17 protein-coding genes are annotated in these 17,853 nt (G+C 71.2%); 11 read left to right on the top strand and 6 right to left on the bottom strand.

Annotated elements, in window-relative coordinates; all coding sequences use genetic code 11:
• Positions 1–291: 291 nt before the first annotated feature.
• The gene (locus I6A81_RS05600) at positions 292–1,335 is read right to left on the bottom strand and encodes a hypothetical protein (RefSeq protein ID WP_202999734.1); all 1,044 of its coding nucleotides are present in this window, start codon (positions 1,333–1,335) and stop codon (positions 292–294) included.
• Between the two features lie 456 nt (positions 1,336–1,791).
• Between I6A81_RS05600 and I6A81_RS05595 the strand changes: the two genes are divergently transcribed.
• The 4 genes from I6A81_RS05595 to I6A81_RS05585 all read left to right on the top strand — a co-directional run bounded on the left by I6A81_RS05595 (position 1,792) and on the right by I6A81_RS05585 (position 4,549).
• Positions 1,792–2,109 carry a hypothetical protein gene (locus tag I6A81_RS05595; RefSeq protein ID WP_202999761.1) on the top strand — a complete coding sequence of 106 codons (318 nt, stop codon included), beginning with the start codon at positions 1,792–1,794 and terminating at the stop codon, positions 2,107–2,109.
• Between the two features lie 387 nt (positions 2,110–2,496).
• The gene (locus I6A81_RS05590; protein ID WP_202999760.1) at positions 2,497–2,997 is read left to right on the top strand and encodes a hemerythrin domain-containing protein; all 501 of its coding nucleotides are present in this window, start codon (positions 2,497–2,499) and stop codon (positions 2,995–2,997) included.
• Positions 2,998–3,000: 3 nt separating this feature from the next.
• Entirely contained in the window at positions 3,001–3,135 is a 135-nt protein-coding gene (locus tag I6A81_RS44720; protein ID WP_285222814.1) for a hypothetical protein, read from the top strand.
• A 637-nt stretch (positions 3,136–3,772) separates the two neighbouring features.
• Positions 3,773–4,549, top strand: coding sequence for a DUF308 domain-containing protein (locus tag I6A81_RS05585; protein ID WP_202999733.1), 777 nt, complete (start codon positions 3,773–3,775; stop codon positions 4,547–4,549).
• Between the two features lie 253 nt (positions 4,550–4,802).
• Here the strand turns inward: I6A81_RS05585 and I6A81_RS05580 are convergent, their stop codons facing one another.
• The 3 genes from I6A81_RS05580 to I6A81_RS05570 form a co-directional block, all read right to left on the bottom strand.
• On the bottom strand, positions 4,803–6,551 hold the full coding sequence (locus I6A81_RS05580; protein WP_202999732.1) for an ABC transporter ATP-binding protein: 1,749 nt from the start codon (positions 6,549–6,551) through the stop codon (positions 4,803–4,805).
• Positions 6,548–9,199: an ABC transporter ATP-binding protein/permease gene (locus tag I6A81_RS05575; protein ID WP_202999731.1), complete on the bottom strand. Its 2,652-nt coding sequence runs from the start codon at positions 9,197–9,199 to the stop codon at positions 6,548–6,550. Before I6A81_RS05575 ends, I6A81_RS05580 begins: the two co-directional genes overlap by 4 nt.
• 133 nt (positions 9,200–9,332) lie before the next feature.
• Complete coding sequence (locus tag I6A81_RS05570) at positions 9,333–9,887, bottom strand: hypothetical protein (protein WP_202999726.1); 555 nt, start codon at positions 9,885–9,887, stop codon at positions 9,333–9,335.
• Positions 9,888–10,016: 129 nt separating this feature from the next.
• Between I6A81_RS05570 and I6A81_RS05565 the strand changes: the two genes are divergently transcribed.
• Both I6A81_RS05565 and I6A81_RS05560 read left to right on the top strand, forming a co-directional pair.
• Positions 10,017–10,229: a hypothetical protein gene (locus tag I6A81_RS05565; protein WP_202999725.1), complete on the top strand. Its 213-nt coding sequence runs from the start codon at positions 10,017–10,019 to the stop codon at positions 10,227–10,229.
• Between the two features lie 285 nt (positions 10,230–10,514).
• Positions 10,515–11,042 carry a GNAT family N-acetyltransferase gene (locus tag I6A81_RS05560; protein WP_202999724.1) on the top strand — a complete coding sequence of 176 codons (528 nt, stop codon included), beginning with the start codon at positions 10,515–10,517 and terminating at the stop codon, positions 11,040–11,042.
• Between the two features lie 163 nt (positions 11,043–11,205).
• Here the strand turns inward: I6A81_RS05560 and I6A81_RS05555 are convergent, their stop codons facing one another.
• On the bottom strand, positions 11,206–11,619 hold the full coding sequence (locus I6A81_RS05555; protein WP_202999723.1) for a hypothetical protein: 414 nt from the start codon (positions 11,617–11,619) through the stop codon (positions 11,206–11,208).
• A gap of 521 nt (positions 11,620–12,140) precedes the next feature.
• Here I6A81_RS05555 and I6A81_RS05550 point away from each other — a divergent pair.
• The 5 genes from I6A81_RS05550 to I6A81_RS05530 all read left to right on the top strand — a co-directional run bounded on the left by I6A81_RS05550 (position 12,141) and on the right by I6A81_RS05530 (position 16,580).
• Positions 12,141–12,524, top strand: a complete 384-nt coding sequence (locus I6A81_RS05550; protein WP_202999722.1) for a LapA family protein — start codon at positions 12,141–12,143, stop codon at positions 12,522–12,524.
• A gap of 218 nt (positions 12,525–12,742) precedes the next feature.
• The gene (locus I6A81_RS05545; protein ID WP_202999721.1) at positions 12,743–13,738 is read left to right on the top strand and encodes a poly(ethylene terephthalate) hydrolase family protein; all 996 of its coding nucleotides are present in this window, start codon (positions 12,743–12,745) and stop codon (positions 13,736–13,738) included.
• A gap of 240 nt (positions 13,739–13,978) precedes the next feature.
• Complete coding sequence (locus I6A81_RS05540) at positions 13,979–14,266, top strand: DUF1330 domain-containing protein (protein ID WP_202999719.1); 288 nt, start codon at positions 13,979–13,981, stop codon at positions 14,264–14,266.
• A 221-nt stretch (positions 14,267–14,487) separates the two neighbouring features.
• Positions 14,488–14,853, top strand: coding sequence for a hypothetical protein (locus tag I6A81_RS05535; RefSeq protein WP_202999717.1), 366 nt, complete (start codon positions 14,488–14,490; stop codon positions 14,851–14,853).
• Between the two features lie 617 nt (positions 14,854–15,470).
• Complete coding sequence (locus I6A81_RS05530) at positions 15,471–16,580, top strand: DUF1835 domain-containing protein (RefSeq protein ID WP_202999715.1); 1,110 nt, start codon at positions 15,471–15,473, stop codon at positions 16,578–16,580.
• Positions 16,581–16,614: 34 nt separating this feature from the next.
• On the opposite strand, the gene I6A81_RS05525 is transcribed toward I6A81_RS05530, so the two are convergent.
• Positions 16,615–17,799, bottom strand: coding sequence for a 4-hydroxybenzoate 3-monooxygenase (locus tag I6A81_RS05525; RefSeq protein WP_202999713.1), 1,185 nt, complete (start codon positions 17,797–17,799; stop codon positions 16,615–16,617).
• Positions 17,800–17,853: the final 54 nt, after the last annotated feature.

Genomic DNA, 17,853 nt, shown 5'->3' with positions numbered 1-17,853 from the left:
ACCGGCCGCAGGTCAATGTACACACGAGGGGCCGGTCAGGAGGGGTGACGGCCCAGGTCAGGCGGCATCGGGCGCTCTCTGTGAATGCGCGGACCGAACGTGTCGCCGATACCGGCGCCCGTCCCCTCCGGCGCCGGTACCGACCACACCCGAAGCCCGCCTTGGTCGGACTGGTCGGCCGTCGGCGTCGGTAAACAGGAGCCGCCCGTGACGCGGGCGGCCGCGGCGGCTACCCGCGACCTACCGCGCACCCAGGGCGTCCGGTGTCACTCCGCGCCGGGACGGCGTCTGTCAGCTGGTCGCGGAGTCGGTTGGTTCACCGAGGCGGGCCAGCTCGGCCAGGGCCGTAGCGCGCCTTCGGTCGGCTTCCTGGGACGCGGCGGTCGCCTCGGCGAGCTCGCGGTCCGCCTGCTCGGCCGCGGCCTCGGCCAGTGCGGTGGCCCGCCGCGCCTGCTCCAGCTGCGCGACCAGCTCGTCGACCCGTCGCCGGGGGCCCGCGAGTCTCCGGCGGGCGTCGGCGGCGGCGGATTGGCGCGCCTCGACCCGCCGCCGGGTAGCGTCCAGTTCTTCCTCGGCCTTGGCCAGATCACGGCGGGCGGCCCGCAACTGTCGCTGGCGTGCCTGGTCGGCCGCGTGGCGCCGTTCCTGTTCCGCCCGTTCGTGTTCTCGTCGTTCTCGTTCCGCTCGTTCCTGCTGTGCGCCCCGCTCCCGGTCGCCCCGGGCCGGTTCTGGCTTCGGTTCGGCCGAATGTGCGGCGCCTGGCCCAGCCGGCCCGCCGTGTCGCGCCACGCCGGGTTCCGAAGTCGGTCGCCGGCCAGCCCGGACCGGCACGGCGAATGTTCCGGTCACCTCACCTGGCCCGAGCCCGGCGTAGCGCAACGCCCTGGTGAGCCGGCCGGAGCGCACAGCCCGCGCGGCGGCCGGGTCGGCGAGCGCCGCCTGCAGGGTGCCGGCCAGTTCGCGCGTCGCGTCGTCGCGCACTGGCTGGCCCGCCGCCGCGGCGAGTTCGCGGGCGCGCCGGGTGAGCGCCGCGATCAAGGTATGCCGACGAGCCGTCAACCGGCGCAGCTCGTCGCCCGCGCCCGCCGCCTGCGCCTCGGCGAGCGCCGGGCCCAGCCGGAGGAACTCTTCCACCTGCTCCGGCTCGGCACGGACCAGCAGGTTCACCAGCCAGGCCGGCACCGTCGGCCGGGCAAGCCTCGTGATCGCCGCGGCCAGCTCCCGGTCGCCGCTTGCCTTCGCGGCGGCAGCCCGCTCTCCGCGAGCGGCGACAAACGAGCCCGGCACCAGCCCGTACAGCTCGTTGGAGATCTCGTCGAGCCCCATCACCGTCATGATGCCGTCCGATGCTCGCCGATCAAAACGATCATAGCTGGCGGGAAACCGGAACCCGGCGTACTCCGAGACCTTTCGAGACGGTCCTGCTGCCCGTCTCCTCGATCGGCGTGCCGGGTCCCGACGACGGCCTGCCGGACTCGCTGGGGCCCGGCGACGCGGCGCGCCCGGCGTCGCGCGCTGACGCACGTCGCGTTTGGACGGGAGTCGGGACGGAACGCTGAGGACCGCGAGCCGGAGCGGCGCCCGCCGGTGCCGGGTTCGCCGTTGTGCACCTTGGCGGCGATATGTCCGACGGACGCCGGACCGGAACGTGACCGGCCCTGACCCGCGCCGAGGCCTGCCGAAGCGGCCGGCCGACGACGACCCCAGGGGAATCCGATGGGCTTCAACCCGTTGCGAGAGAAGGGCATCCCGCTCGACGACCAGGTACGTAACTAGTCGGAGCTGAACGTCATGCCCTATGACAAGCATGGCGTCGACCCGTACACCCGGTGCCGGGTGATCGCGATGAATGCCATCGAAGTCGAGGCGGACACCGCCCTGCTCGCGGAGCTGGCCGAGGCGGCGGACGACGGCCCGTCGCGGGCCGCCCTGCGCGATGCCGCCACCAAGCTCACGCCGGTCGCCCGCGAGCACGCGCAGTGGGCGGAGCAGGCGCTGCGACGGGCCACGGTGACCCAGGCCAAGCACCCGTTCGCCCGCAAGGCCGCGCAGGCCGCCGAACGGGTCACCGGCAAGCTCCGCTCCGCCTTCGGCTCACCCGGCACCTGACCGTCGCGCCGACCACGGGCTCGAACCCCGCTGTCCGCCCGCGGTTCAGGTGCCGGAACGCGTCGAGCCCGCCTTCCAGGTCCATGAAATCCCGCCAAGCCGGTGGCCGGCCAAGCCGTCACCCGGCCGGGTGTCGTTGATTCCTGTCCACCTCCTGGGCGCGGAAGGTCATCGCATCGCCATGCATGTTCACGGGCCCCGGCGGTTGGTCCAGTTTTCGACCCCGTCGAGCGATGACTGTGGTTTCCGAATCGGTGCGTGGTCCGCACGTTTCTCCCGCGCGAGCTGGCCGGTCGTCGTTCGGGGGTCGCGTTTGAAAGCCGGGCGGCGGGGGGAGACGCGCTGCAAGCAGCGCTCCAGCTGCCTCCGGATCTCGAAAGGAAGAAAATGTCGACGGATGCGCTCGTTCTCCTGAAAGCGGATCACAAGGAGATCAAGGCCGCTTTCAAGCGGTTCCAGCAGGCGGGGGAGGGGGCCTTCGCCACGAGGGGCAAGCTCGTCGATAAGATCATCGAACTGCTTACCGTGCACACCTATATCGAGAACGAGGTCATGTATCCGGAGGTGCGAGGCCTCCTGCCGGAGCTGGAGAAGGACATCCTCGAGTCATACGAGGAGCACCACGTCGCCGATCTGCTGGTCATGGAACTCGCCGCTCTTCCGCCCGAGGCGGAACGTTTCAACGCCAAGACCGCCGTCCTCATCGAGAACGTGACCCATCACATCGAGGACGAAGAAGGGGAATGGTTCCCCAAGGTCCGCGCGAAGCTCGGCCGCAAGCAGCTGTCCGAGATCGGGGAACGCCTGCTCGAGGCGAAGAAGAAGGCTCCGCACAGCCCGGTCCAGCCGAGCGCGATCAAGAAGAGCATCGACGCCATCCTCAGGTAGTCGATGCGGTGCCGGCGCCCGCTTTGCCCGGCCGGCGTCCAGGCGTTCCTGGTGGCGGCGAACCAGTACGTCACGAACGCGGAACTGCTGGCGGCGCTCGCGGAGGCGGCGGACGACGGCCGGCCAAGCGCGAGCTGACCACTGGTGCCGACACTTTGCTGCCAGCGGCCCGCCGGCACGCCGAGTGGGCGGCCGCCATGCCGCGCAAGCTCGCCGTCGCGCAGGGGAGGCATCCGCTTGTCCAGAAACTCGGTCAGGCAGCGGAGAAGTCGGCGGGCGCCGTCCGCGACGCTGTCACACGCGGTTAGGACCGAACCCAGCGACGTTCGCCCGGCCGCTGGCCACCCGTCCGTGCGAGGCCGCCCCGAAGTGTCCGCCAGAACGCGAGCCAGGGACCGCGCTACCGCGGACACTTCACCGGCACCGGCACCGGCCCGCGGCGCGGGCAAACCTTCGCTGATGCGGCACCAAGGCCGAACCGGGCAGCCACTGCTGACGTCTGGGACGCCCGCGTCGAACACGCGGGCGTCCCAGGCGTGCCCTAGACGCAGGAGGCGCGGCGGGGAGAAGGTCACGCGCGCGGGTGTACAGCGGCGGTCGGCGGTGGCCGTCCTCAGCCGAGTATGCCCGCGGCGGACCGGGCAGACCGACAGTGTGCGATCAGGCGCTGGCGTCCCGTTATGGGGCGGTCCGTGTGCTCTGCCCGAGGCGACACGGCCGGGTGTGGCCGTGACTCGGTGTCCGCTACCCCTTCCCCTCGAAGGGAGATCATTTGATGACCACCTCAACCGTCGTGCCCCGCGAGCATGGTGGTGGCCTGCTCTCGAAAGCGGGCCCCGCGCTGCTGGCCCTGGGCATCGGCTGGATGATCTTTGCCCTCGCGATCCCCCAGCTCGAGCTGCGCACACCCAAGTCAATCGCCGTGCTGCTCGGCCTGCTCCTGCTGGCGAGCGCCGGCAGCGAACTGGCGACAGCAACAACCGCCAGCCGCGAATGGCGTCCCGTACGTGCCATGTTGGCCGTCGTGTTCATCGCGGCCGGGATCATCGCCCTGGTCTGGCCGAGCCCGACCTTCCGGGTCATCGCCCGCATCCTCGCCTGGTACCTGTTGGCCAAGGGCATAGCCGACCTCGCGACCGCCTTGGTGCGCCGCCGCGGCGGCCGCGCCGGCCCCGGCTTCGCCACCGAGTCCGGCGGGCTGCCTGGTCGTGCGCCGTGGTGGGCACCGCTCGTCATTGGGGCGTTCTCGATCGGTGTTGCCTTCTGGGCGGTCGGCTACCCGAGCCAGTCCCGCAACCTGCTGGTGTTGTGGCTCGCCCTCGCCGCCCTCGCCACGGGCCTCTCCCGCTTCATGGACGCGTTCCACACCGTCGGCGAGGTCCGTCCGGAGCTGCGCGGTGAAGCCGGCCGTGCCGGGCCGCGACGCGACACGAGCGGCGTCGACGCCGTGCCCCCCAGCGGGTTCGGCACCCGGGCCGCCACTGAGGCGCACCGGCCCGACGTCGATGCCAAGGCGGACACGCGCCCGGGCAGCCGACGACCCAACCGATGACCTGGTAGCCCAGCCGCCAGACCCGAGCGCCAGAACACCGCGCCGGCGCGCACCCGCGCCGGCCCGCACCCGGGCCGGCGCGCGGCCTGTCGCCGGGTCGCCCGCTGACCGAGGACCGCGCGATGCGGCGCCCGGTCCGGAGATGTTCCGGCCCGGGCTCCGCATCTGACCGTTCGACCTCTGGCGGCTGTGGCGGCTAGGAGCAGGCGAACAAGGGCTGGGCGTAGGCGCGGCGACGCCAGGCGGTTCGCGATCACCCCACGGCCGGTACCTCCGCGATGCGCCAGCCGGCCGCGTCGTGCTGCTGTCGCCAGAACTCGGCGAAGCGCCCCCCGCTGTCGAGGAGCGCCTCGACGGGGCCGTCCTCGACGATGCGGCCGTGTTCGAGGAAGAGCACCCGGTCGGCTCCGCGGATCGTGGCGAGCCGGTGCGCGACCACGATCCGGGTGCGTTGCCGGGTGTGCGTGATCGCGGCGGCGACGGCGGCCTCGTTCTCGGTGTCGAGCGCGCTCGTCGCCTCGTCGAGGAGAAGGACCGGGGCGGGCTTGAGGAGCGCTCGCGCGATGGAGACGCGTTGGCGTTCCCCACCGGACAGAGCCACGCCGGCCTCGCCGACGCGGGTGTCGAGCCCGTCGGGCAGGCGCGCGACGAGCTCGTCCACCCGGGCGAGGGTCATCGCGCGCGCGAGCTGGTCGTCGTCGGCGCCGGGGCGTCCGGCGAGGACGTTCTGGCGGATCGTGCCCTCGAACAGGTACGGGTCCTGGAACACCACGCTCGCAAGGCCGCGCCGGCTCTCGGCGTCGAGGCTCGCCAGGTCGTGGCCGCCGACGGTGACCGTGCCCTCGGTGGGGTCGAGCAGTCCGGCGACCAGCGCCAGCAGGGTGCTCTTGCCGGAGCCGGAGGGCCCGACGATCGCGGTGGTGCGGCCCGCCTCGAACGTGACGCGCAGCCCGTCGAGCACGGGGGCATCGGATCGGTCGTAGCGGAACACGACGTCGCGCAGGTCCACGTCGACGGAGTCGCCCGTGGGCGGCGCGGCGGCCCCCTTCGCCGCGGCCGCCGGTGCGTCCAGGACCGTGCGGATACGGCCGAGCGTGGTGCGGGTGGTCTCCACCCCGGGGGCGAGGTCCCCCAGCACGGCGAAAGGCTCCAGGTAGCGGGCGATGACGACGATCAGCGCGACCGCCTCGGGTACGTCGAGGACGCCCCGCGTCGCCAGCAGTGTCGTCGTGCCGGCCATGAGCAGCAGGGCGGCCTGGGAGGCGACGCCGAACAGCAGCTGCCCGGGGATCTGCAGGAGCAGGAGCCGCACGGTCGCGCCGTGCTGCGCGGCCAGCGCGGCGCCCGTCTGGCCGCGGGCGGGTTCGACACGGCGGGCCGCGCGCAACGCCTGCTGGGTACGCGCGAACTCCACGATCCGCTCGGTGAGCGCGCTGTTCGCGTCGGCCGCGACACGATCGGCCCGGCGGGTGATCCGCCCGCTCGCCCACAGTGCGCCAAGCAGCACCGGCACACCGGCGAGCGCGGCGAGGCCGAGCGGCCAGGCGATCGGCAGCAGGGCGAGACCGATGGTGACGGGCAACAGCACGGCCTGGGCGAGCGGGGAGATCTGGTAGGCGAACAGACCGACCAGATCGGGCCCCGTGCTGGCGATCGCCTGTCGAGCCGTCGCCGTGTTCCGCGAGGTGAACCAGCCCAGCGGCACCCGGGTGAGCCGGTCGGCGATGTCGTGCTGCGCCCCGTCCAGGGTGGCGAAGCCGAGGTCGTAGCCGACCCGCGCGGCCCGGCTGTCGACGAACCAGCCGGCGGCGGTGGCCGCCGTCAGCGCGGCCACCCACGGCAGCGCGTCCCTGGGCGTCGTGGAGAACAGTGCCTCGACGAGAGGTACCAGCAGCACGACACCCACCGCGCGCAACAGCACCGACCCGACCGTGAGGACCGCGTACCCGGTGACCCGGCCACGGTGACTCGCCGGAAGCAGGCTCAACAGAGTGCGGATCATCGGGTCGCCTCCTCGAGGACGACTGCGGCGGCCACCGCGGGGCTCGCGTCCCAGAGACGGCGGTAGCGGCCTTCGGCGGCGAACAGCTGGTCGTGGGTCCCGGTCTCGGCGATGGCGCCGTCCTCGAGCAGGACGATCCGGGTCGCCCCGGTGACGGTGTGCAGCCGGTGGGCGATGACCAGGACCGTGCGGCCCGCGGCGAGTCGGTTCAGGGCCTGTTGGACGAGGTACTCGGACTCGGGGTCGGCGAACGCGGTCGCCTCGTCGAGGATGAGCACCGGGGTGTCGGCGAGGATCGCCCGCGCGATCGTGAGTCGCTGCCGTTCACCGCCGGAGAGCCGGGCGTCCTGGCCGAGGACCGTGTCGTAGCCGTGCGGCAGCGCGACGATGCGGTCGTGCAACTGCGCGTCGCGCGCGGCGCGTTCGACGTCGGCGTCGGTGGCGTCCGGGACGGCCAGCGCGATGTTCTCGCGGACGGTGCCGGCGACCAGTTGGGCGTCCTGGAACACGAACCCGACCCGGGCGTAGAGCTCGTCGGCGGACAGCTCCCGGATGTCGCTTCCGCCGACGCGGATCTCTCCGTCGTCGACGTCGTGGAAGCGGGCCAGCAGGCCGGCGAGGGTCGACTTGCCTGAACCGGACGGGCCCACGAGGGCCGTGACCGTGCCTGGTTCGAGTGAGAGTGACACCTCACGGATCACCGGGACGCCGGGGCGGTAGCCGAACGTCACGCGGTCGAACACGACGCGGCCGTGTGGCGTGCCGGTGTGGGCCGCGGCCGGCGCGCGGACCTCCAGCTCGCGCCCCTCGAGCGTGTTCTGCAGGCGGCGCGCGGCGACGATGCCGTCCCGCAGGCCGGACAGGCCGTAGCCGATTCCGAGCAGCCTGGCACCGAACGTGGTTCCGAGCAGCAGGAACGGCAGCAGATCCACCGGGTCGAGGCCACCGTCGACGACGAGGAACGTGCCGACCGCCGTCAGCAGCCACAGGAAGGTTCCCGGTCGGGTGGCGATGTCGATGAGGGTCTTCTTGCCGATGAATGGACGCTGCCACTCGTTGAGGAACGCGATGTACCCGTCGAGGCGCGACCGGAACGACGAAGCGGTCGCACCCCCGAAGACCCGGACGACGGGCTGACCCTCCAGGTAGGCGGCCGCCTCGCCGTTCATCCGCTCGGCCCAGCGCTGGGCCTGATGGATCTTCGCGCCGGACTGCACGACCATGATCGCCGTCGTCACGATGTAGACCAGCACCGGTACCAGCAGTACCAGGCCGAGTCGCCAGTCCACCCAGAAGAGGTAGGCCAGCACCGCCACGGGCGCGACCACCGCGGCGACCGCGTCCGGTACCGCGTGGGTGACGAGGTAGTGGAGGGCGAGCGTGTCGTCCTGGACGACCTTCTTCACGCCACCCGAGCCGCGGGCGGTGAACCAGCCCAGCGGCAGCCGGGCGAGCTTGCCGAGCAGGCGCGCGCGCAGGTCCCGCGCGAAGCGGGCGTCGACGCCGTGCAGCCACAGCAGCAGCGCCGCTTCCAGCACGGTCCCGGCGCCGAGCAGGCTGAGCGCCAGGCTGCCCAGCGTCCACAGCCGATCCGACTCGTCACCGGCCAGCAGCCTGCGGGCGAGTTCGACGAGGAGCACGAACGGCGCCAGCTGGAGCAGCGCCAGGAGGCCCTGCAGGATGCCCGCGGTGATGAGGGTGGGCCGCAGCGGGCGCAGCAGGCGACCGCCGGCCGCCGCCTGCCACGAGCCTCGCGTCGCCTTCGCCGGCCTGTCCGCGGGCGTCTGGGCGGCCGCGGCGGGTTCGCCCGCCTCCGCGACCGCGGCGGACCTGGGCTCCGCCGCGGGCACCACCGGAGCGACGGCTTCCGGTGCCGCCGTCGCGGCAGGTTCGGACTCCTTCTCCCCGCGCCGCTTGCCCATCGCGCGGCCGTGGGACCAGTAGGCCTGCTGATAGGACTCGGACTTCGGGAATCCGAACTCGTCCCGCAGCCGAACCCGCAGGTGCTTGAGCGACCCGGCCTCCGGCCCGGCCCACACGTACCAGTCCGACCAGTCGCGTGCCTCGATCGCGGCCGCCAGCGATTCCGGTCCGGACCGGGGAAAGCGGTGCAGGACCAGTCGCGGATGGTCGGTCAGCGGGATGAGCGGATCGTCCGCGTGGTGCTGCTCCAGGTACAGCTCGATCGGTACGTCGGCGGGAATGACGGCGATGATGCTGTTGATCGCCGGCGTGGACGCCGCGTCCCCGATCAGCAGGTAGCCGGCTGGCGGCTCCTCGGGAACCGAGAACTTCGACGAGCCGAACGACATCACCTGGATCGACTGGCCGGGTTCGGCCTGGCGCGCCCAGAGCGACGCCGGACCGGCCGGCTCGTGCAGCACGATGTCCACCGCGAACTCGCCGGTGTCCTCGTCGGCCTCGGTGAGCGTGTACGCACGCTGGTGCTCGGTGTCCGACCCGTCCGGATCAGGAAACCAGAACCGCAGCCACGCGGTCGGTTCCGCGACAGCGTCCTGGAACAGAGTCGGGGAGCGCAGCCGCACTCGCAGGAAATGCGGCGCGATCCGCTCGGTGCCGACCACGACCGCGTCGTGATCGCGCGCGCCGAAACCGCGCATCACCGCGCCCTGAAATCCTCTGGCCATCACACACCCTCCGTGATCGCGGAGATCTCCGCGATGATCCGCTGTCAGCCCCGAACAGCGATCCGACCGTTGCGCCGGCCTGTTTCGGGCGGGAAGCTGGTTCTGCGCCGCGTCGGCGCTCGGGTCGCCGCGGCTACGCGGAGCCGCCCCGGTAGAAACGGCCCGGCGTGGCGCGGAAGTGCGCGCGGAAGGCGTCGAGGTAGCCGACCGTGCCGCGGTAGCCGTCACGCCGGTGGTCGGCGGCCTCGTCCATCGGCGCGAGGGCGAGCGCCTGGCCGCGCGGGTCGCGTGGCATCGGGACGTGCGGCCCGCCGTCGTGCGGGGGTGCCAGGCCCGCGACGACGCGCGGCCACAGCCGCCACGCGGTCGGGGGGTCGGCGGTCCCGGCGAGCTCGCGCAGGAGTGCTCCGGTCTCCGGCTCGGCCTGGACCCGGGCGGCGCGGTCGGTGTGCGCCACGGTCGACCACTCGACGTACATGGCGCGCGACGCGACGTTCGGAATCACCTCGGCCAGGCGCCGGGCCGGCAGCCGGACGGCGTGCCGCGGCGTGAGCACCCGGCGGCGGTCGCCGACGTGGGCGGTCATGACCCCTTCGAAGCCCCAGACCAGCCCGCCGAGGTCGGAGTGGTACGTCGTCCACTCGTGGCCGCCGAGCCCCAGCGCGGTGGGGACGTCGGATCGGTGCACGGACAGCTCCCCGTCCGGCCCGCACCCAAGGGGGTGCGACCAGGGCAGGTGGTTGTCCACGGATCACCCCCATCCAGATTGTCCCCTTATCTTAACTACGTAAGGATAGGTTTCCCTAAGCTTGACGCCGTGGTGATCGGGAACCCCCACCGGCCGGCGCTCTCGCTGGCGGGCGGTGGGCATCGCGGCTGGCTGGTGGCCTGCGTCCACGTCAGCGTCGTCATCCCCGACCCGGCGGACCGGCAGCACTGGGTCACCGCCGCGGACGTCAGCGTGGGCTGGCTCGTCGAGCCGTTGCCCCGCGACGTCGGAGCCCGGCTGCTGGTCGCGGCGCGCGTCTGACCGGCCAGACCCGCAGGTTGGCACCCGTGGGCAACCTGGCGCCGAGCATCCGACATCTCTGTTCAGCGTGGTCCTGGTGCTCGTCGACGAGCGTCCCGTCGGCGGGCGCTCACTGTAGGGACCGGATGAAGATGGCGAGCCCGTGCTGGCAAGTTGCCGTTGTTGGCGAGCGCTTGCACCGCCAAAACGTTGCACAGCGAGAGGCCGCGGCCCATGACCAGCGGGTCCCGGTCGTGTCGTGGGAAATGGGTTCGGGGCGCGGACCGGTCCGGGCATGATCCTGCTATGGTCGTCCTCTCTCACCCCGAGCCGCTGTTCGGGGACGTCCTCATTCGCCCTGCTCAACCTGGCGACGAGGACATCGTGCTCGACCTGCTGGCCGAGGCCGCTGCCTGGTTGCGTGGCCGAGGCATCGCGCAGTGGCCACCGCGTTTTTCAACAAGCTCCGTCCGAGGGCAGATCGCAGCGGGAGAAGCACTCCTCGTGGAAGACGTCCAATGTCCCGTCGCCACCCTCGCCATTGCCGAAGACGACAGGCAGCTCTGGGGGGCCGACACTGAACCGGCCTTCTACATCTCCAGGCTCGCGGTCGCCCGGCGCGCGAGCGGCGCCAACCTCGGGTCTTGCATCATCGACTGGGTTGCTGGCAAAGCCGCCGAGCGTGACTGGCAATACGTGCGACTGGCCACAGCCAGCAACAACCAAGCATTACAGCGCTACTACGAAAGAGCGGGATTTCAGCACGTTGCTGATCCACCACATGCACGGTGGCCGACGAGCCTCTACCAGCGGAAAGTCAGCTCCGCGCAATAGCACAGCCTGCGCGGGCTGGCGAGGCGACGACGCCTGACCCACCTCACCGGTCGGCGGTGGTCCCGAGCGGCGACGGGACCACCGCGGCGGCCTCGGCTTACCGCGTTGTGGTGTCGTGTGGGAAGAAATGCGGCTTGGGAGAGCGGCGCCCGGTATGACGTTCTTATCGTGGTGGTTCGGGCCACGGATAGCCGAGTTGCTCGGCGTGGTCGCGCTGTCCTCCGACCACGGTGGCCTGGGTCTTCGGGTCGATGGCTTCGAGTAGTTGGACAAGCTGGTCGGCCTGCTTGAAGGCGCGTGTGCCGTCGATGGTGATGATGCGTTCAAACTGCAGCCAGGGCTTGTCGTTGGCGAGGTTGGGCCGCTCCGGGTAGAAGAACGAGAACCGGAGCTGGGTCGGTTCGTAGGCTCGTGCCCAGATCCAGCTTGGCTGGCATTCCCACCGGGTCAACAGGTCGGGTTGGGTAGCCAGTCGGGCGCGCAGCAGCCTGGCGACGGTCCGGGCCGGCCACTCCCATGTGTGGTCGGTTTCGGCTCTGGTGAGTTCGGCGTCGTACTGTCGTGCGTTGAAGCGCATCTCCGGTGGCGCCGTGGGGCTGGTGTGCCCGACACCCGGATGCGGCCCCGCTTCGCCCGACGACCGGAGACGACCCAACACGAGGTGCCGCCAGCGAGGTCGCGGAGGGTGTCGATCAGCCGTTTCCCGGCGGAGGCGTCGTTGGCAAAGGTGAGCTGGGCGGAAGTCCGCCGGTGGTCACCGAGCCCCATGTCAGGGCGGCAGGTCGGTGCATGCCTCAGCGACCCGCACGGTGATGGTCGGCAACCATCTCCAGCACCGGGGCGGCCGTGATCCAGCGAGGGGGCGCCGCCTGGTGACCTCGCCGATCCATCGAGGGGCGCCGGCTGGTAGCCGCGCCGGCTGGATACATTCCGTTACGGACTACACACAGGTCGCGTGATCATCCGCACATTCCCACCCACCGCGGAGAACCCTTTGGTGGGCATGGCGCCACTCTGCGGGACCTGGGCTCTGTCGGACATGGGCTGGCGAGATTCCCGGAGACGGCTAACCGGACAGAGGCCGGGTATGGCGCACATATGACAACGGTCGACCCGGTACCGGACCCGGGGCCGCCTGAGACAGTCGCAGCGCCGCCCGCCGTCCCGCAGCACGTCGTACGCCCGACCCGCCTGAGCCGGGCCTGGACGGCGATGATCCTCTTCGCGCTCGTCCTGGTCGTTCTCCTGATCTTCATCCTGCAGAACGGTCAGCGTGTCAAGGTGTCGTTCCTGGGCGCCCACGGTCATCTGCCGCTGGCGGTCGCGATGCTGTTCGCCGCGATTGCGGGCGCCCTGCTGGTCGCGATTCCCGGAATCGGCCGCATGATCCAGCTGCGCCGAGTGGCTCGTCGCCACCGTGACGCCGACGCCCAGGCCACGTTGCGGGTCCAGCAGCGGCCGGAGTCCTCGTTCGGACCATGACGGCGGGCACGGATCTCGCGCCGAACATGATCGGCACCGCCGAGGTCGAGCGTTGCTGGTCCTGGTCGCTCGGCCTGCCCTGGCGGTGATATTCCCGACCATCGGGGGTAGGCGTCCAGACGCTGACCTGCCGCAACCCGAGGTTTTCGACCGGTCGGTGGACAGCGCGTTGACAACAGGTTGCCCCGCCGATCGCGGGACGCGGAAGAGGTGGCGCGATGCGACTGCACCCGGTGAAGTCGGCCGACCGCGGTGACGGGGCTTCCGCGCATCTGGCCGCGGGCATGCTCCGGGTATGGTTCGCCCTTGCCGCGATCGTTCTGCTGGCGTGGGTGGCCACGCGGCCGGTTGTGCGATCGGTTTTCGTCGCCCCGGAAGCGGACGCGCCGGCGGGTCCCGTGGAGGCGGACTACTCGTCGGACGGCCGCTACGCGACGACGACCGAGGTCGTGGCGGACCCGGCTGGCGGCGCGCGCTACCAGCTCTTCCGTCCGGCGGACTACTCGACGCTCGGGTTCCTGAGCCCGATTGTCACCTGGGGAGACGGCACCGGCGGAACCCCCGCCCAGTACTCGGCGCTGCTTGACCATCTCGCGTCGTACGGGTTCACGGTGATCGCCCCGGCCCAGCGCAACACCGGCGGCGGCGACGAGATGGCAGCGGCGGTACGTTACCTGACCGCGCAGGCCGGCGTCGCCGGAAGCGTTTTCTATGGTCGCCTCGACGGGGACAGGGTGGCCGCGGCCGGCCATTCTCAGGGCGCCGGCGGCGCGATTCGGGCGGCCACGGCCAACCCGGCGTTGATTGACACCGTGGTGACCTTCTCCCTGCCGAGCAAGACGTGGGTCGCGGCCAACGCGGACTGCCCGACAAAGGCCGACTGCATGTTTGACCTGACCCGGCTGAGCCAGCCGACGTTTCTCATCGGCACGCATGGCCCGTTCGACTCGGTCATCGCCAGTGCCGCGACGGAGCGGGACTTCTACGACCAGGTGCCGGGCCGCGCCGCGCTCGGCCTCATCGAGAGCTCCGGCGGGAAACCGGCCGACCACAACTCCGTCCAGGACCGCGACGGGCACCGTGGCTTCCTCGGCTACGTCACCGCGTGGCTGTGCGCCGAACTGCGCGGCGACACGGTGGCAGCCGCCGCGTTCGACGGCACCCGTCCCGAACTCGTCGGCAACGCCAACTGGCCCGGCAGCGCCGCCAGGTGACGCGACTTCAAAAGGCCGTCGCGTCGTCGCGGGCGCGGAGGTCAGCCACCAGATCCAGGACCTGGCCGCGGCGCTCGGAGGGCTTCTCGCCGCGCTCGGGGACGTAGAGGCCATCGACAAAGCCAAGCCGTACCAGGAGCTGGGCCCGCAACTGACCTACAACGACGTGACGGTGATGGTTGTGGACTGGCCGGGGGGAGACAAGCTGGTCGAGGGCGCGGTCTCAGGCACGATGGCCTCATGACTGCCTACTGGATCAACGTGTACAGGGAAATCGTCGACGACAGCAAGGTCGCGGCGTACGCCGCGCTGGCCGGCCCGGCCCTGCGCGCCGCAGGCGGCACCTTCCTCGCCCGTGGTCTTCCCGAGCTGATCTACGAGGCCGGGGAGAACAGCCGCACCGTGATCATCGCGTTCGAATCCGTCGAGGCCGCCCGGGCCGCGCACGACAGCGCCGCCTACCAGGAAGCGCTCGCCGCCCTCGACGGCGGCGCCGTCCGCGACCTGCGCATCGTGCCCGGCCTGTAGCGAGCGCGCCTGTGAAGGTCGCCGCGAAGGCGTCGGCGCCGAACGCCAACGACTCTGGGGAGGACCCCGTACCGAGCCGCCTCATCACGCCGGTGGACATCCGGTCCCGCACATCGGGCAACGGCTGGAAAGGTACATGGTGGTCAGCTGAAGCCACGATCGGCGCATAGGCTGGGCGGATCTTGTCAGTGGGATGTGACCTCGAGTCCAGGGAGCCGCCGATGGCCACCGGGGTGCTGATCGTGGAGAGCCTGCGCGTAGGGGTGGCCCTGGACGGCCTGTCCCTCACCGTTCGGAAGATCCAACGATCGGCGCCGGGGAATGCCACCGCCGACCAGCCACCGGTCTGGACGCTGGTCTTCTTCGACGTCGCCGATGCCGAAGCTGAGGCACTGGCCGAACAACTGGGCCAGGCTCTGGACGCGCCCGGGTGGTACGTGGACCTCCACACCGCCCAGGAAAGCTTCATCGTGTTCCCCGGTCGGGTCATCCGCTACCGGCGGGGAGACCCGCGCGGGCGCGCCAACGCGCAGGACTACGGCCGGGCCCATGGCATCCCCAGCTCACAGCTTGACTGGCCAACCTGATCCCGGCGCGGGTGCGACCTCGGCTTGACGTGGTGCGTTCCGAGTTCCGGCGATGGGTGACGACGTGAACCAGAAGCCCCTGCCGCGCCTCGCCCGGTCCGTGATCTTGACGTGTCCAGCAGGTACGCCCCACGGGCGGACGCGCAGACTGCCCTCATGCTGGAGGGACCAGCGGCAGTGCCCGTCCGCGGAACCGTGACTGGCTGGCACGGTCCCGGGCGAGCCCGGAGTGGCGAAGGAAACCGTTCCTGGTCGGCCGGCGCCGGTGGCTTGGCGACGGCGCTCGCTGATGCTCCTGGATGCTCGACGAACTCGGTGCGAGGTTTGCTGAATCGTCGACCGCACCTCGACAGTCCTGGCCCCGAACACGAGAGTGGCTGCCAGTCCCCTCAGCGCCACAAGGAAAGTAGTTCTCGTACAGGCGAGCTGGCGACTGCTGGCGGGGTGCGTATCCTGGCCGAGGGCGTCCGTCCGCGCCCAACCTCCGGCGACCCGCCCCAGCCGGGTCACCCCAGGAGGCAAAGGGAGGTCCACCTCTCGGCCGGCGATTCGTTGTCGATCGTGCGCCCGCCGCACCGGTCGCTGGGGGATCTGCGCCGGGCCGCGGGAGACGACCGATGACCAAGAAGGCCGACTTCAAACAGCGCGTGCGCGCCCGAATGGCCAAGACGGGCGAGTCCTACGCGACCGCCCGCAGCCACGTCCTCGCCGAACAGCCGGGCCTACCGGTGCCCGCCGACCAGGCAATGCTGGCAGCTCTGCATGTGAGCAACGGCGATTGCACGGATCTGCCCGGGACCGGGCTCGCGTCCCGGGTGTTGTACTGGCGCGACTCGCTCCACGAGGGGCCGGTGCCGGCGGTGGGTCCGGAGGAGCTCCGGCAGATCAGAGCCGCCTTTCTGAACGAGGCGCACGTGGACGACCACATGGAGGGTTCCGACATGTTCGCCGAACGGGACCGGACCCTGGCGGCCAACCTCGACGGCGAGTATGTACTGTGGTTTGAGGCGGATCTGTACGACCAGCTCCAGATCATCCAGATCCTCGCTCGCCTCGCCGACCTCGGCGTGCCGGCGCGGCGCATCACCCTGATCTGCATCGGTGAACACCCCGGCATCGCCCGCTTCGGCGGTCTCGGCGAGCTGACCGCCGAGCAACTGCGCGAACTACCCGCCACGAAAGCGTGCGCCCGGCTGACCCCCGCCGCGCTCCAGCTCGCGACCGACGCGTGGGCCGCCTTCCGGGCGCCGACGCCAGACGGTCTGCCCGTCATCGCCGGCAGTCGCTCGCGTGAGCTGCGGTTTCTGGGGGAGGCGTTCGACCGGCTCGGCAGGGAGTACCCGTCGACCCGCGACGGGTTGTCGCTGACCGAACGGCGGATCCTGGCCGCGGTCGCCGACGGCGCAGCGGCGGCGGGCACGGCGTTCGTCCGCGCCGCCGCGCGGGAAATGCGCCCGTACCTGGGGGACACCTGGTCCTTCGCCATGATGGACCGGATGGCGCACGCTCGAATCCCGCTCCTTCATGCCGAGCCGGCGGACCATCCGGTTGACCGCGAAACCAGCCTGCGCCTGACCGACACGGGAGCACAGGTGCTCGCTGGCGCGGCGGACCACGTGACGCTCAACGGCCTCAACCGGTGGATTGGCGGGGTGCACCTGCGCGGGCACCATGTGCCCTGGCGCTGGAACGATGCGACCGAGACCATCACACACCACTCCAAGTAGTTGAGTGGTTGCTGAGGCCCTTTCCGCGGCATGGTCAGCGGGTCGGCCAGCCGGTGTAGCCCTCGGCGAGGTAGGTCGCGCCGGCGCGTGAGGTGACGAGGCTGTCCAGTTCGCCGAGTTGGCGTAGCTCGTCGAATTCGCTGGTGTCCTCGGCGCGGTGGAGCATGGTCGTCATCCAGTAGGAGAAGTGCTGGGCCTTCCACACTCGTGCGAGCGCGCGGGTGGTGTAGTGCTCCAGCGCGGTGGCGTCGTTCTTGACCAGCGCGTGTTCGATCGCGTCGGCGAGGAGGCGGGCGTCGGCGAGCGCGAGGTTGAGTCCTTTCGCGCCGGTCGGGGGCACGGTGTGCGCGGCGTCGCCGGCGAGCAGCAGCCTGCCGTGTCGCATCGGGGTCTGGACGAAGCTGCGGAACGGGAGCACCGCCCGTTCGAGAACGGGCCCTTCCAGGAGGCGAAAGTCGTCGTCGCCGGCGAGCCGGGTCTGGAGTTCGTTCCAGATCCGGTCGTCGGACCAGTCGCGCGGGTTCTCGGTCGGGTCGCACTGGAAGTACATCCGCTGGATCGACGCGGTGCGCTGGCTGATCAGTGCGAATCCCTGGGGCGACCGGGTGTAGATCAGTTCGGGTGCGCTGCGGGGTGCCTCGACGAGCACGCCGAACCACGCGTAGGGGTACTCCCGGAAGTACTGCGTGGCCCCGCTGACGAGGGTTCGGCAGATGCTTCGGGAGCCGTCCGCGCCGATGACGAGGTCGGCGGTGATCTCGTGGCGGTGGCCGTCGGCGCCGGTGTGCCGGACGCGCGGAGCGTCGACGACGTCGGTGACCTCGGTGTCGCTGATGCCGTAGCGCAGGTCCGCGCCGGCGGCGGTGCGGGCGCGGTGGAGGTCGACGAAGACGTCGGTCTGCGGGTACAGCCAGCAGGAGGCGCCGGCGAGGTCCTCGAAGTCGATCCGGTGGCTGACGCCGCCGAACCGCAGGGAGATGCCCTCGTGCCGGTGCCCGTCGCGCAGGACGCGGTCGACGCCGGCGTCGACCAGGAGGCGGACGCTGTCGCGTTCGAGGATCCCGGCCCGGTGCGTCGTCTCGATCGTGTGCGCCGTCCGGTTGTCGAGCACGACGCTGTCGATCCCGGTGAGGTGGAGCAGGTGGGAGAGCAGGAGCCCGGCGGGGCCGCCGCCGACGATGGCGACCTGGGTGCGGGTGCGGCTGGCGATCGTGGACATGAGCTCATCCGTTCGTGGCTCGGAGAACCGTGGGCACCGTCGGCTTCCGCGGTT

The sequence above is a fragment of the Frankia nepalensis genome (assembly GCF_016786325.1).
Classification (GTDB): domain Bacteria; phylum Actinomycetota; class Actinomycetes; order Frankiales; family Frankiaceae; genus Pseudofrankia; species Pseudofrankia nepalensis.
The sequence above is the reverse complement of the archived record's forward strand: the minus strand, read 5'-3'. Positions and strand labels throughout refer to the sequence as shown.